Annotated in this window: 11 protein-coding genes; 1 reads left to right on the top strand and 10 read right to left on the bottom strand. The window is 70.4% G+C overall.

Annotation, left to right across the window (positions count from 1 at the left end):
* Positions 1 to 18 precede the first annotated feature (18 nt).
* From G4D85_RS27750 to trmFO, 8 genes are all read right to left on the bottom strand, one after another.
* The gene (locus G4D85_RS27750; RefSeq protein WP_164017020.1) at positions 19 to 1368 is read right to left on the bottom strand and encodes a DnaJ domain-containing protein; all 1350 of its coding nucleotides are present in this window, start codon (positions 1366 to 1368) and stop codon (positions 19 to 21) included.
* A 108-nt stretch (positions 1369 to 1476) separates the two neighbouring features.
* On the bottom strand, positions 1477 to 2727 hold the full coding sequence (locus G4D85_RS27745; RefSeq protein ID WP_164017019.1) for an aspartate aminotransferase family protein: 1251 nt from the start codon (positions 2725 to 2727) through the stop codon (positions 1477 to 1479).
* Positions 2728 to 2764: 37 nt separating this feature from the next.
* Positions 2765 to 4162: an ATP-dependent protease ATPase subunit HslU gene (gene hslU, locus G4D85_RS27740; RefSeq protein WP_164017018.1), complete on the bottom strand. Its 1398-nt coding sequence runs from the start codon at positions 4160 to 4162 to the stop codon at positions 2765 to 2767.
* A gap of 12 nt (positions 4163 to 4174) precedes the next feature.
* Positions 4175 to 4702 (bottom strand): ATP-dependent protease subunit HslV, encoded by a 528-nt coding sequence (hslV, locus tag G4D85_RS27735; RefSeq protein ID WP_164017017.1) that lies wholly within the window; start codon positions 4700 to 4702, stop codon positions 4175 to 4177.
* 101 nt (positions 4703 to 4803) lie between these two features.
* Complete coding sequence (locus G4D85_RS27730) at positions 4804 to 5706, bottom strand: tyrosine recombinase XerC (protein WP_164017016.1); 903 nt, start codon at positions 5704 to 5706, stop codon at positions 4804 to 4806.
* A gap of 107 nt (positions 5707 to 5813) precedes the next feature.
* Positions 5814 to 8060, bottom strand: coding sequence for a kinesin (locus G4D85_RS27725; protein WP_205525735.1), 2247 nt, complete (start codon positions 8058 to 8060; stop codon positions 5814 to 5816).
* A gap of 55 nt (positions 8061 to 8115) precedes the next feature.
* Complete coding sequence (locus tag G4D85_RS27720; protein ID WP_164017014.1) at positions 8116 to 9795, bottom strand: gliding motility protein; 1680 nt, start codon at positions 9793 to 9795, stop codon at positions 8116 to 8118.
* Positions 9792 to 11165 (bottom strand): methylenetetrahydrofolate--tRNA-(uracil(54)-C(5))-methyltransferase (FADH(2)-oxidizing) TrmFO, encoded by a 1374-nt coding sequence (gene trmFO / locus G4D85_RS27715; protein ID WP_164017013.1) that lies wholly within the window; start codon positions 11163 to 11165, stop codon positions 9792 to 9794. The genes G4D85_RS27720 and trmFO overlap by 4 nt, the downstream gene beginning before the upstream one ends.
* Before the next feature lie 267 nt (positions 11166 to 11432).
* On the opposite strand from trmFO, the gene G4D85_RS27710 reads away from it, so the two are divergent.
* Complete coding sequence (locus G4D85_RS27710; RefSeq protein ID WP_420821728.1) at positions 11433 to 11825, top strand: TraR/DksA family transcriptional regulator; 393 nt, start codon at positions 11433 to 11435, stop codon at positions 11823 to 11825.
* Between the two features lie 50 nt (positions 11826 to 11875).
* Here G4D85_RS27710 and G4D85_RS27705 read toward each other — a convergent pair whose 3' ends face one another.
* Entirely contained in the window at positions 11876 to 12457 is a 582-nt protein-coding gene (locus G4D85_RS27705) for an ExbD/TolR family protein (RefSeq protein WP_164017011.1), read from the bottom strand.
* A gap of 3 nt (positions 12458 to 12460) precedes the next feature.
* On the bottom strand, positions 12461 to 12991 hold the full coding sequence (locus G4D85_RS27700) for an ExbD/TolR family protein (protein ID WP_164017010.1): 531 nt from the start codon (positions 12989 to 12991) through the stop codon (positions 12461 to 12463).
* Positions 12992 to 12994: the final 3 nt, after the last annotated feature.

Below are 12994 nucleotides of genomic sequence, written 5' to 3'. Positions count from 1 at the left end.
GGGGAACCGTACGCATTCCTAGAACGTCCAGCGCAGCTTCTTCAGCGCTGCCTTCGCCTCGGCGTTTTCCGGGTCCAGCTTCGCCGCTTCCTCGAAGGCGCGCTTGGCCAGCTTCTTCGATCCTGCGTCCATCAGCACGTTTCCGAGCAGGACGTGGTGCTCGACACGCTGGGGCTGCAGCTCCACGGCGCGCTGCGCCAGGGAGCGGACCTCGCCCACATCCTGCCCCAGCTGATAGCCCAGGCGCGCGGCCCGGAAGGCGGACTCCGCGTTCTGGTCGTCCAGCGAGCTGGCGAGCCGGTACGCCTGGTGCGCCGCGGAGGCGTCTCCGCCCTGCTCCAGGGTGCGGCCCCGCGCCAATTCCGTGACGGCGCGCTGCCCGTCGTGGCGGCGGCGCGCCTCCATCAGCAGCGTGGCCACCTCCCGGTTCTTCGGGTCCAGCGTCTGCACCTGGTGGAAGTCCTGGTAGGCCCGCTCCCAGTCCCCCTTGGCGACGGCCGCCTTGCCCCGGGCGATCAGCTCGGACAGCTTGCCCGTCCGCGCCAGGTACGGGTGCCGGGCCAGGCGGGCCTGCCGCTCGGCGCGGCGGGCCTCGGACTCCGCGTCGTTCACCGGCGGAGGCGCGGGCGCGGGCGGCGGCGGGGCCCGCATGGGCTGGGGCGCGGGGGGCCTGGGCGAGGGCGCGGCGGGCTGGACGTAATGGACCGGCGGCGGCACCGGGGTGAGCGGCGGCGGCGGCTCGGGCGGGAGAGGAGCCGCGGGCGGCGGCGTGGCGGCCGCGGCGGCGAGCCCCAGCGCGGGGTGGGCGCGGAGGTACGCGTCGCGCTTGTCCAACTGGGTGAGGACGTTGTGGGCGTCGGTGAGGCGCCGGAAGATGCGCTCCATGCGGGCGCGGAAGCTGCCGAGGTTCTTCCCGAAGTAGCGGTCCGGATGGAAGCGGCGCGAGGCGTTGTAGTACGCCTGCTTCGCGTCCGCCGGAGAGGCGCCCGGCTTCAAGGCCAGCACGGCGAAGTGGTCCAGCGAGTCCAGGGCCCGCTCGAGGTCGATGATCTCCTTCTTCCGCTCCGGCTCGAGGTCCACCTCCTCGGCCATGGCGGCGTCCACCTGGGGGGCGGGCTGCGTGCGGGGCACCACGCGGGCGGGGACGATGGCGCCCTTGGCCCGCAGCGCCAGCAGCACGGCGATGGTGCGCGCCTCCCCCAGCGCCGAGCGGATCAGCACCTGGTCGATGCGCTCCACGCGGCCCACGAGCGACAGGACCGAGCCCTCCTCCGCGGTGAGCTGGAGTCGGGCCAGGTCCAGGTTGGGCACCTTGGCGATGTGGTCCGTCCGGGCCCCCAGCCCGACGATCGTGTTTGGCGCGCTCACAAGGACGGTCCGCGAAAGGGCAGCGGGAAGGCAAAGACTAGGGGGTCCGGACGCGGGGCGTCAAACGTCCGTTTCATGGTTTTCCGGATTCGATGGGTTTCCAGCGCCTCAGAGCGCCGTCAGTACGCGCTCGACGATGGCGAGCCCCTGGTCCAGCTCATCCCGGGTGACGATGAAGGGAGGCGCGAAGCGCACTGTGCGCTCCCCGGCGGCATTCACCAGGAGTCCGGCCTCGCGGAGGCTGGCAATCACCGGGGCCACGTCGCGGTCCAGCTCCAGGCCCAGCAGCAGGCCCTGGCCCCGGACGGCCACGAGGCGGCCGGCGGGCAGGCGGGCCTGCAGCTCCCGGGCACGGGCGAGGAAGTGCGCGCCCTTCTCCTGCACGTCCTGGAGCACTTCCGGCCGACGGAGGATGCGCAGCACGGCGTTGGCGGCGGCGGCGGCCACGAGGTTGCCGCCGAAGGTGGAGCCATGGGTGCCGGGGACGAGGCTGGCGGCCAGCTCCTCGCGGCAGAGCATGGCGCCGATGGGCAGGCCGTTGCCCAGGGCCTTGGCCACGCTGATGGCGTCCGGGCGGATGCCCTCGTGCATGAAGCCGAAGGGCTTGCCGGTGCGGCCCATGCCCGTCTGGACCTCGTCCACCAGCAGGAGCAGCCCGCGCTCGTCGCACAGGGCGCGCAGGGCGGTGAGGAAGCCCGGGGGCGCGGAGCGCACGCCGCCCTCGCCCTGGATGGGCTCCACGAGGATGGCGGCGGTGGCGGGGCCCACGGCGGTGCGGACAGCTTCGATGTCACCGTAGGGCACATGGCTGAAGCCGGCGGGCAGCGGCTCGAAGCCGGCGTGGTACTTCGGCTGGCCGGTGGCGGTGACGGTGGCCAGGGTGCGGCCGTGGAAGCTCTTCTCGAAGCTGATGATTTCGAAGCGCTCCGGCGTGCCGCGGTCCTTCATCACCTTGCGGGTCAGCTTGATGAGCGCTTCGTTAGCCTCGCCGCCCGAGTTGCAGAAGAAGGCGCGCGGCAGCCCGGACCACTCGGTGAGCTGCTCGGCCAGGTCGATCTGCGGCTGCGAGTAGAAGACGTTGGAGACGTGCCAGAGCGAGTCGAGCTGCGCCTTCGCCGCGGCCACCACTTCCGGGTGGCAGTGGCCGAGCGCGCACGTGGCGATGCCGCCGAGCAGGTCCAGGTACTCACGCCCGTCCGCGTCCCACACCCGCGTGCCCTGCCCGCGCACCAGGACGATGGGCTGGGGCTTGTAGTTCTGCAGCAGGTGCGCCTTCGCCTTGGTGATGGAGGCCTGGTTGGCCGGAGTGACGACGGGCGGGGCGGCGGGGGACGGCTCGCATTGCGGCAAGGCAGGCATCTCCTTCGTTCTGGACCTCTCGCGCGGGTATAGCGCGCTAGAGGATGTAGCGCGACAGGTCCTCGTCCTGGACGATGGAGGTCAGGCGTTCGCGCACATAAGCGGCATCCACCTGGAAGTCCCGGGGGCCCATCTCCGTGGCGGAGAAGGACACCTCGTCCAGCAAGCGCTCCAGCACGGTGTGCAGCCGCCGGGCGCCGATGTTCTGCGTGCTCTCGTTTGCCTGCTGGGCGATGCGGGCCAGCTCCGTCACGGCGTCATCGGTGAACGTCAGACGCACGCCCTCGGTGGCCAGCAGCGCGGTGTACTGGCGAAGGAGCGAGTTCTTCGGCTCGCGGAGGATGCGCACCAGGTCCTCGCCGGACAGGGGCTCCAGCTCCACGCGGATGGGGAAGCGGCCCTGGAGCTCGGGGATGAGGTCGCTGGGCTTGGAGACGTGGAAGGCGCCCGCGGCAATGAAGAGCATGTGGTCCGTCTTCACCATGCCGTACTTGGTGGTGACGGTGGAGCCCTCGACGATGGGGAGGATGTCGCGCTGCACGCCCTCGCGGGACACGTCCGGGCCGCCGCCGCCCTTGCCGCCCTCGCGGCTGGCAATCTTGTCGATTTCGTCGATGAAGACGATGCCGCTGGACTCGGCGCGGACCACGGCCTCGCGCTGGACGCGGTCCGGGTCCACCAGCTTCGCGGCCTCCTCCTGGCGCAGGAGCTGGAGCGCCTCGGGCACGCGCACGCGGCGGCGCCGCGTCTTGTTCATGCCCGGCATGTTCTTGAAGAGGTCCTGGAGGTTGACGCCAATCTCCTCCATGCCCTGGCCGGAGAAGTTGCGCATGAAGGTGGGAGACGAGTCGCTGGTCTCCACCTCGACGAACTGGTCGTCCAGGGTGCCGGCACGGAGCTGGGCGCGGAGCTTCTCGCGCTCGGAGTCGCCCAGGCGCTGGGGCGGAGGCTGCGGCGGCGGAGTGAAGCCGAAGGGCGGCGGCGAGGACGGGCGCGGCGTGCCGCCATTGTGCAGCAGCTCCATGAGGCGGTCCTCGGCCTGCTCCTCGGCGCGGGGGCGGACCTTCTCCGTCTCCTCCTCGCGGACGAGGGAGATGGCGGCCTCGACGAGGTCGCGAATCATGGACTCGACGTCGCGGCCGACGTAGCCCACCTCGGTGAACTTGGAGGCCTCCACCTTGACGAAGGGGGCCTGGGCGAGCTTCGCGAGGCGCCGGGCAATCTCCGTCTTCCCCACGCCGGTGGGGCCAATCATGATGATGTTCTTCGGGTGGATTTCGTCGCGCAGGTCGTCGGTGACCTGCTGGCGGCGCCAGCGGTTGCGCAGGGCGATGGCCACGGCCCGCTTGGCGGCGTTCTGTCCGACGATGTAGCGGTCCAGCTCGCTGACGACCTCGCGAGGCGTGAAGGCGGACATCTTTCGCTGTTCGGCCACGGGCGGTGACTCCTAGAGCTCTTCGATGGAGATGTTCGAGTTGGTGTAGATGTCGATTTCGCCGGCGATGGTCAGCGACTGCTGGGCCATCTCGCGGGCGGACAGCTGGGTGTGGGCCATGAGGGCGCGCGCGGCGGCGAACGCGTACGGGCCTCCGCTGCCCACGGCGGCGATGCCGAAGTCGGGCTCGATGACGTCGCCCGCGCCGGAGAGGATGAAGGTCTTCTCCTTGTCGGCGACGATGAGGAGGGCTTCCAGACGGCGGAGGAAGCGGTCGGTGCGCCAGTCCTTGCCGAGCTCGACGCAGGCGCGGGCCATGTTCTTCTGGTGCTCCTTGAGCTTGCCCTCGAAGCGCTCGAAGAGGGTGAAGGCGTCGGCGGTGCTGCCGGCGAAGCCAGCGAGGACCTGGCCCTCACCGAGCTTGCGGACCTTCTTCGCCGTGTTCTTCATCACGGTCTTGTCGAAGGAGACCTGGCCGTCGCTGGCGATGGCGACCTTACCGTCGCGCCGCACGCAGAGGATGGTGGTGCCGTGGAACATAGGGCCACGGGTCTAACAAGCCGGGGCCCGCTTTTCCAAGGAACAGTGGCTGCCTGTCCGCTCGCGTACCGTTGATCCGCCCGGACGGGCCGGGCTGGGCCTCACGCCCGGGGGTGCGCGGCGTCGTAGACCTGCTGGAGCTGCTCCCAGGTCACCTGGGTATACCGCTGCGTGGTGGACAGGCTCGCGTGGCCGAGCAGCTCCTGGATGCTGCGGATGTCCGCGCCGCCTCCCAGCAGGTGCGTGGCGAACGAGTGGCGCAGCGCATGCGGGCTCACCTTGCGAGCCAGCGCGCACTTCAGCACGTGGGCATCCAGGTGCCGGGCGATGCTCCTCGGTGTCAGCCGGCCGCCACGGAAGTTGAGGAACATGGCCTCCGGCGCCTGTCCCGCCTTCGGAGTGGCCAGCAGCTCGCCCCGGCGCGCGAGGTACGCCTCCAGCGCGCGGACGGACTGTGCATTCACCGGCACCAGCCGCTCCTTGCTGCCCTTGCCCATGACCCGGACGATGCGCCCGCTCCGGTCCACGTCCAGCGTGTCCAGGCCACACAGCTCGCTGATGCGCAGCCCTCCCGCGTAGAGCAGCTCCAGGATGGCCTTGTCCCGCAGCCCGAGCACCGTCTTCAGGTCATGCACGTCGAGGAGGGCGAACACCTCCTCCACCGGCAGCACCTTGGGCAGCGCCTTCGGCAGCTTCGGACTCTTCACCAGCTTCGCCGGGCTGGCCGGCAGCAGCTTCTGCCGCACGAGGTACTTGTAGAAGGACTTGATGCTCGCCAGCCGCCGCGCCCGACTCGCGGGCGCGTGGTCCGTGCTCAGCGTGCCCAGGTAGCCACGAATCGCCGCGTGCGAGCCCGCCAGGAGCGACAACTTCATCCGCTCCACCAGGTAGCGCTCGAAGTCCACCAGGTCGATGAGGTAGTTGCGCACCGTGTGCGGGGACGAGCCCTTCTCGTCCTCCAGGTGGGAGCGGAACTTCTCCAGCAGCGGCGACAGGTTCGTCATGGCGCGGTCAGCCTACGGGGCCCGGAGATCCTCGCAAGATTCACGGCCCGGGGGAATGACACCCGCCTCCTCGCTCCCGAGGCGGGCTCACCGTGAGTGTTCGTCCCCTACTTCGTCGCGGGCGCCGCGGCAGGAGCTGGAGCCGCCGGAGCAGGCTCGGCGGTCGACGGCAGCACCACCGTGCAGGTGTCCTCGGACAGCCACTGCGCTCCACACATCGCCGTGAGGACGGGCACGCGGACCAGCCAGAGCACGACGAACAGTGCCAGCAGGATGAGGCCCAGCCGCGCCCAGCCGGACAGCCCCTCCTCCTCGCCGTCCTCCTCCCGCTGCCGCACCAGCTCCGGACGCACCATGTCCATGCGGTCCACCCGCGCGCCCTTGGGCAGCCTCGGCCGGCGCGTCACCAGCGAGGACAGCGCGGGCGTCAGCATCAGCCGGTCATTCAGCGCCCAGCCCGAGCCCTCCAGCAGCAACGCCAGGTTGCGCCGCCGCAGCTTCAGCCACCCCAGCAGCCCCGCCGGAGCCATCACCACCAGCGCAATCACCGTCGCCGCCGAGATGAGGTCCACCAGCGTCAGTGACTTCACCTGCGTCACGATGAACGCGAACGACGAACCCAGCGCCGCCGCCGCGATGCTGCCCGCCGCCACCATCCCCGCGATGCCTCCCGTCGGTGCCGCCGCCGCGGCCGCCGGAGGCGCACCCGGAGCCGGAGCCGGCGCAGCCACCGCCTGCGTGTAGCCCTTCTCCAGCGTCGTATCGAAGGTCTTCTCCCCCGTCGTCGCCAACCCCTCCACCTTGCTGGTGATGAACGCGCCCATCCGCGTGAAGGGCATGGTCATCGACTCCCACAGCGACACGGGCTGACGGACGACCTGCATCACCGTGGCGTCGTGCTCCTTGCCGTCCACGTCGTAGAAGATGCCGCGCTTGCCCACCACCAGGTCCGTGCTCCGGCCGCGCGTGACGGGCACCGCCACCTCGTAGCCCGGAGTCCCGTCCTTCGGCGCCACCTGCACGTAGAGGACGCACGTGGTCCCCTGCCCCGTCAGCGCCGAGTGCGCCGCCCGGTTCGTCGTCAGCACCGACAGCGTGTACTTGCGCCCGCCCAGGATGAGCGTCCCCCGCTCCACCAGCGCCAGCCGCCTCGGCATGTAGATGTTGGGCATGCTGATGAAGTTGTTCGCGAACACCAGCAACCACCGCTGGTACAGCACGAGCCGCTCCAGCTCGACGATGGCGTCCAGCGTCGGCTTCAGCGCCAGGTCCGCCGCGCACTCGGCCTCAATCGCCTCCAGGTCCGCCTCCGGCACGGACGGGAGCGCGTCCACCAGCTTCCGCACCGGGCTTGAGTCGAACTTCGCCTGCCACCCGAGCACCGCGTCCGCCTTCGCGGACATCTCCCGCCAGGCCGGGTCCGTCAGCCGCCGCGCGTCGCCTGTCACCGACGTGGCCACGTCCCGATGGAACGCCTCCAGCTGCTCGAACGCGGGGCCCCGGTGGAGTCTCGACCACTCCAGCACTCCCGCCGGCTCGGGCGGGGCGATGGGCAAATCCCCCGCCGCCTTCCCCAGCGCCGCCAGGTCTCCCAGCGCGCCCTCCACCCGCTCCGAGCGCAGGCGCAGGCTCGTCGCCGCCTCGGGCTGCGCGGCCACCAGCCGGCACTGCACGAAGTACGTGTCCAGCAGCGGCGCCACCTCGCGGATGCGCTTCGCCGTGTCCAGGCTCGTCTCGCCCCACGCAAACGCCGCGGGCCTCGCCTCCAGGTGCGCGAGCAGGGCCGTGCGCTCCTCGCGGAAGCGCTTCACCATCGCCGGGTCGACGCCCGGCTCGCCCGCCCGGTTCTTCACCTCCGGGAAGCTGGCCATGAGGTCCACCGCCAGCGGGCGCAAGCGCTCGGGCAGGTGCGCGGGGGAGACGATGCCGTCCCCGTTCTGCCCCGCCGCGCGCAGCGCCGAATCGCTGGCCCGCACCTGCTCCAGCGAGATGCGCGCCCCGTCCGGCGCCTTCAGCGTGCGGAGGATGGTCTCCGCCGCGCTCCGCAGCGGGCGGGCCTCCTCGGTGAGGGAGTCCAGCTCCAGCACGGGACTTCCCGCGTCCGCGCCCCGCCGGTCCTTCAGCCGCTTCGCCGCCCACTCCACCGCGGCCCGCACCTCCGCCACGCGGATGCGGCTGTTGCCGTCCGCGTCCATGAACGTGAGGAAGCGCGAGTCACAGCTCAGCCCCTCGAGCGGACACGCCGTGGCGATCCACTGCGTCTCGGGGATGCGCACCGCCTCCTCGAGGACATCGAAGGACGGAAGGTCGACCTGGAGGGAGCCGCCATAGCGGCGATAGACGAGAGAGGCCATACGGGCCGCGCAAATAAGCACACTGCGCGCGGCCCTGCACGCCTCCCGCGCCCGCTCACTTCGCGGCGGAGGAGTCCTCTGCCGTCGCGGGCACGCTGTAGACACCCGCCTTGGGGCCCTGCGCGATGATGTACACGGCGCGCGAGTCGTCCTTGCCACCGAAGGACACCGGCACCTGCACGCCCTGGTCGAGCGGCCTGCGCGCCTGGGTCTTCACGTCGTACACCGCGACGTCGTACGTGTCCGAGTCCATCCGCGCATACGTGGCGAGCACCCGCTGGCCGTCCGCGGACAGCTTGTAGCTGAAGACGCCCTGCATCCACGTCTGGGGCTCCGCGGTGCGCGGCAGCCCCAGCGCCTTGAAGTCACACGAGCGCCCGTTGCGGATGCAGTTGGAGCGGAACACCACCTGCGTGTTGCCCGGCATGAAGCCGTAGCCGAACACGCCCTTGTGCACCTTCTCCGCCTTCTCCTCGCCCAGCGTGTACAGCATCAGGTCCACCGAGTACTCGGGCTTGAGGAAGCGCGAGAGGAAGAGCACGTAGCGCCCGTCCGAACCCCAGAGGAAGTTGGGCACCCGTCCTCCCACCTGCTTCGTCGCCCCGTCCGGCAGCGACGCCACGGACATCAGCCCCGCGCCCGCCGTCGCGTCGTACTTCTCCAGGAAGCCCACCGCCTGAGAGTCCGGAGAGAAGGCGAACCTCTCCACCCGGTCTCCCAGCTTGCGCCCCGCGCCACCCGCCGCCGGCCCCATGTACAAGTCCCCGGGCACGTCCGGCTTCCCGTTCTCCGTGCGCCCCAGCCACTTGCCGTCCGGCGAGAAGGCGAAGACGCCCGACGCCACCGCCAGCCGCTTCGGCTTCAGCGCCGGCAACTCCGCGAGGTACAAGTCGTACAGGCCGCGCACGGACTCGCTCCGCACCTGGAAGGCCACCCGCTGCCCCTCGGGGGACACCGTGTAGTCGCCCACCTGGTCCGCCAGCTTGCGCGGGGCCTCCTCGGGCTTGTCCACGGACACCGCCGCCAGTCCGCCCGCCGCGGTCAGCCGGCGCTTGATGAGCAGCGTCTTCCCGTCCGGAGTGAACTGCGCGGTGCTCACCTCCGCCGCCACGTCGGTGAAGGGGCCCGAGGGCAGCGGCCCCAGCTTCAGCCGGCCGGCATCCACGAACGCCAGCCGCGAGCCGTCCGGGCTGGGCAGCATGTAGCTCACCGCCGTGCCCAGCACGGTGGGCTCCGCCTTCGCGTCCTCCAGTGACGCCACCGTCAGCGCGCCGGACTGGGAGGCCGGGTTGTAGCCCGCGAGGAAGAGCACGTGCTTCGAGTCCGGCGCGACGAGCAGCCCGCCCGGCACGTTCGTCACCCCGTCGCCCAGCTTGCGCGAGTCCCCGCCCTCCACCGGCACCACGTGCAATTCGCCCAGCAGCATCTGCGGGGGCACCCCGTCCAGCCGGGGCTTCTGGCCGTTCAGGAGGTACGTGGCATGACGCCCGTCCGGCGTCACCCGCAGGTCCGCCGCGCGGCCCGACGCCAGCAGCAGGCCCTGCCCGGCTCCGGGCGCTCCACGGCTCGGAGCCGGAGCGCTCGCCGCCGCGCCACCGCCCGTCGCGCCGGTGCTGGCACCGGGGGCCGCCTTGCCCCCGCCGCCGTCGTCCCCCTTCTTGCAGCCCGCCCCCGCCACCGCGAGGGCGGCCAGCAAACCTGCACCCAGAAGTCGCCCCTGCCGCGTCCGCATCATGCGCTCCTCTGTTCCACGTGCTCCGGGGTGCCCGGCACCGGGACACCCGCGTGCGGCAGCCACCCGGCCAGGTCCTGCTTCGCCCGCGACGAGTACGCTGCCCGCTTGTCCGCCTTCTTCACCCGCCCGGCCAGCGGCGGGAAGAGGCCGAAGATGATGTTGGAGGGCTGGTGCGGGTAGTCCGGCGGGTGCGCTTCTCCCGTCACGTGACGGAACAGCGAGCCCAGCGCCGTGGTGGCCGGCGGCGGCACCCACTCCTTCCCTGTCAGCTTCGCATGCAGCGCCAGCGCCACCAGGTACCCGCACGCCGCGCTCTCCACGTAGCCCTCCACTCCCGAAATCTGCCCCGCGAAGTACAGCCGCGGCTCCGACTTCAGCGACAAGTCCCTCGACAGCAGCCGGGGCGAGTCGATGAAGGTGTTGCGGTGGATCTGCCCCATCCGCAGGAACTCCGCCTGCTGGAGTCCGGGGATGCACGTGCTGAAGATGCGCTTCTGTTCACCCCACGTCAGCCGCGTCTGGAACCCCACCATGTTCCAGGACGTGCCCGCCGTGTCCTCCATGCGCAGCTGCACCACCGCGTAGGGCGTCTGCCCCGAGCGTGGGTCCTGCAGCCCCACCGGCTTCATCGGCCCATAGGCCAGCGTGTCGTCGCCGCGCTCCGCCATCACTTCAATCGGCAGACACCCTTCGAAGTACTTCGGTTCCTCGAAGGCGTGCGGCACCACCTTCTGGCCGGCCTTCACCTCGGCGATGAAGCGGTAGTACTCGTCGCGCGTCATCGGCAGGTTGAGGTAGTCGTCCCCGCCGCCCTTGCCATAGCGGCTCTGGCGGAACGCCACGTCCAGGTCGATGGAGTCCCCTGAGATGATGGGGGCGATGGAGTCGTAGAAGTAGAGCTTCGTCCCCACGTGCCGCTCCAGCTCGCGGGTGAGCGCGTCCGACGTGAGCGGCCCCGAGGCCACCACCACCGGGCCCTCGTCCGGCAGCCGCTCCACCTCGCCCGCCACCACCTCCACGCCCGCCATGCGCTGGAGCGACTCGGTAATCGCCCCGGAGAAGCGCTCGCGGTCCACCGCCAGCGCGTCGCCCGCGGGCACCCGGTGCGTGTCCGCGGTGCCCAGCACCAGCGAGCCCAGGGCGCGCAGCTCCGCGTGCAGCAGGCCAATGGCGCTCTCCGGGTTGTCCGAGCGCAGCGAGTTGCTGCACACCAGCTCCGCGAACTGATCCGACTTGTGGGCCGGCGAGCGCTTGTGCGGCTTCATCTCGCGCAGCACCACCGGCACACCCCGGCGGGCGAGCTGGTATGCGCACTCGCTGCCCGCCAGCCCGCCGCCAATCACCGTCACCCGCTGCTTCACGTCTGACATCCACACCTCCCGGGCGCGCGCTCAGCCCGTCCGTCAACAGTTAGCAGGACCGGGCCGCGCTTTCCCAGCAGTGAAAGCGGGCACGTCAACCCTCTGTCTCAACGGCCTCACGCCTGCCCGGTTGCCCACCAGCCCGCCACACCTCCCCGTTGGAAGGCGCGGTTTCCCTACCTGGGTTGAACCCCTACGTTTCTCGCGTTCGCCGCTCGGGGGCGGCCTGCATCCGGGCGAGCGGAAGTGACCTCGAAGACTGGAGCGTCGGAGACGATGGCCATGCCCAGAAGCAATGACCTGAAGAGGATTCGCGAGCTCCTCCAGCGCCGACGGAGGGAGATCCTCACGGCGAACGCGGGCGCACACCGTGAGCTGACCGCACTCAAGGATCAGGAGAGAGACCCTGAGTACGAGGAGAACGCCCAGTCGGAGCTGGCGGACTACACGCTGTCCAGCCTGATGGAGTCGCAGCGGCGGGAGATCATGCTGATCGACGCGGCGCTGCGGCGCATGGACATGGGCGTCTTCGGAGACTGCGTGGACTGCGGCTTCGAGATTCCCATTGAGCGGCTGGAGGCCCTGCCCTTCGCCATCCGCTGCGAGGAGGACGCCAGCATCCACGAGCTGGAGACGCGAGGCGGGCCCCAGGCCACGCACTCGCTGTAGCCCGGGCGCGGACGACCGAGAGGCGCTCCCGCCGCTGCCCTGGGAGCGCCCTACTCGCCTTCCTTCTGGAGGACCACGAAGCGGTAGTTCTCCAGCTCGTTCTGCCCCGCCGTGTAGAGCACGGTGAGGAGCATGTCGTAGGGGATCTTCTTGTCCGCGATGACGGACAGCTCCCGGCTGAAGGGCGCCGACGGGTTGCGCTCGGCGATGTACTTCAGCTTCTCCACTTCCTTCTTCAGCTGGGCGTCCAGCGGCAGCACCAGCCGGCCCTGCACCTTGTCGGCCGGAATCTGACCGTTCTGGAGCCGCAGCACCTCGCGCTCGCCCACTAGGATGTTCTTGGGGGTAATCGTGACGGCCACCGTGTCCTTCGGGGTGGCGCGCGTGGTGGAGACGGGCGGCCGCACGTCCTCGGACGCGGTGATGGCCGCGGAGGACGACGCGAAGGACTTGAGCAGGAACACCAGGAGGATGGTCATCATGTCCATCATCGCGGTGATGTTCAGCTCCTTGATTTCCCCCGCGGCCTCGCGCTCCTTGCGCTTCTTGCGCGCCAGCGCCTTGCGGTAGCGCAGGCGGGCCAGCGCCTCTTCATCGGCCTCGGTGGGGACGGGTGTCGTCGGCTCGGCCATGATTCAGATCGCCCCGAGGGTGACGTCCGGGAACAGGATGCGGCGCTGCGGGCCCTGCGTCTCGCGGATGGCGTCCAGCGTCAGGGTGAGGGCCTCGTAGGGGATGTCCGAGTCCGCGCCCACGATGACCTTCGTCTCCTTGGGGAAGGCCGCCTTGATCTCCACCATCTTCGCGTTGAGCGCCTTGAAGTCGTAGGCGCCGTCCGCAAGCACGGGGATGGTGGGCGCGTCCGCGGCGCCGCCCTCCTGCGTGAGCACGGTGTTCTCGCTGCTGACGAAGTGCCCCTTCTTGGAGATGAGCACGGACAGCGTCAGCTTCGGCTCGTCGGCGCCCTCCTGCGTCATGCCCGCGGAAGGCGCGCCGTAGGCCGGGGCATTCACGTTCAGGATGCCGAACGTGGCCAGGCCGGTAATCGACAGCAGCATGAAGATGATGAGGTTCATGAGGATGTCGAGGTACGGGACGATGTTCAGCTCGCCCGACTCCTCTTCCTCACGGACCTTCAGCTTGCGGCGGGAGTAGTGGAACGCCATGGA

Source organism: Pyxidicoccus trucidator (assembly GCF_010894435.1).
GTDB classification, from domain to species: domain Bacteria; phylum Myxococcota; class Myxococcia; order Myxococcales; family Myxococcaceae; genus Myxococcus; species Myxococcus trucidator.
This window is presented reverse-complemented; position numbering and strand designations above follow the sequence as displayed.

Coding starts and splice junctions, on each gene's coding strand:
- G4D85_RS27700 (WP_164017010.1), bottom strand. CDS start 12,991: ATGGCGTTCCACTACTCCCGCCGCAAGCTGAAGGTCCGTGAGGAAGAG.
- G4D85_RS27725 (WP_205525735.1), bottom strand. CDS start 8,060: ATGGCCTCTCTCGTCTATCGCCGCTATGGCGGCTCCCTCCAGGTCGAC.
- G4D85_RS27705 (WP_164017011.1), bottom strand. CDS start 12,457: ATGGCCGAGCCGACGACACCCGTCCCCACCGAGGCCGATGAAGAGGCG.
- trmFO (WP_164017013.1), bottom strand. CDS start 11,165: ATGTCAGACGTGAAGCAGCGGGTGACGGTGATTGGCGGCGGGCTGGCG.
- G4D85_RS27745 (WP_164017019.1), bottom strand. CDS start 2,727: ATGCCTGCCTTGCCGCAATGCGAGCCGTCCCCCGCCGCCCCGCCCGTC.
- G4D85_RS27720 (WP_164017014.1), bottom strand. CDS start 9,795: ATGATGCGGACGCGGCAGGGGCGACTTCTGGGTGCAGGTTTGCTGGCC.
- G4D85_RS27710 (WP_420821728.1), top strand. CDS start 11,433: ATGGCCATGCCCAGAAGCAATGACCTGAAGAGGATTCGCGAGCTCCTC.
- G4D85_RS27730 (WP_164017016.1), bottom strand. CDS start 5,706: ATGACGAACCTGTCGCCGCTGCTGGAGAAGTTCCGCTCCCACCTGGAG.
- hslV (WP_164017017.1), bottom strand. CDS start 4,702: ATGTTCCACGGCACCACCATCCTCTGCGTGCGGCGCGACGGTAAGGTC.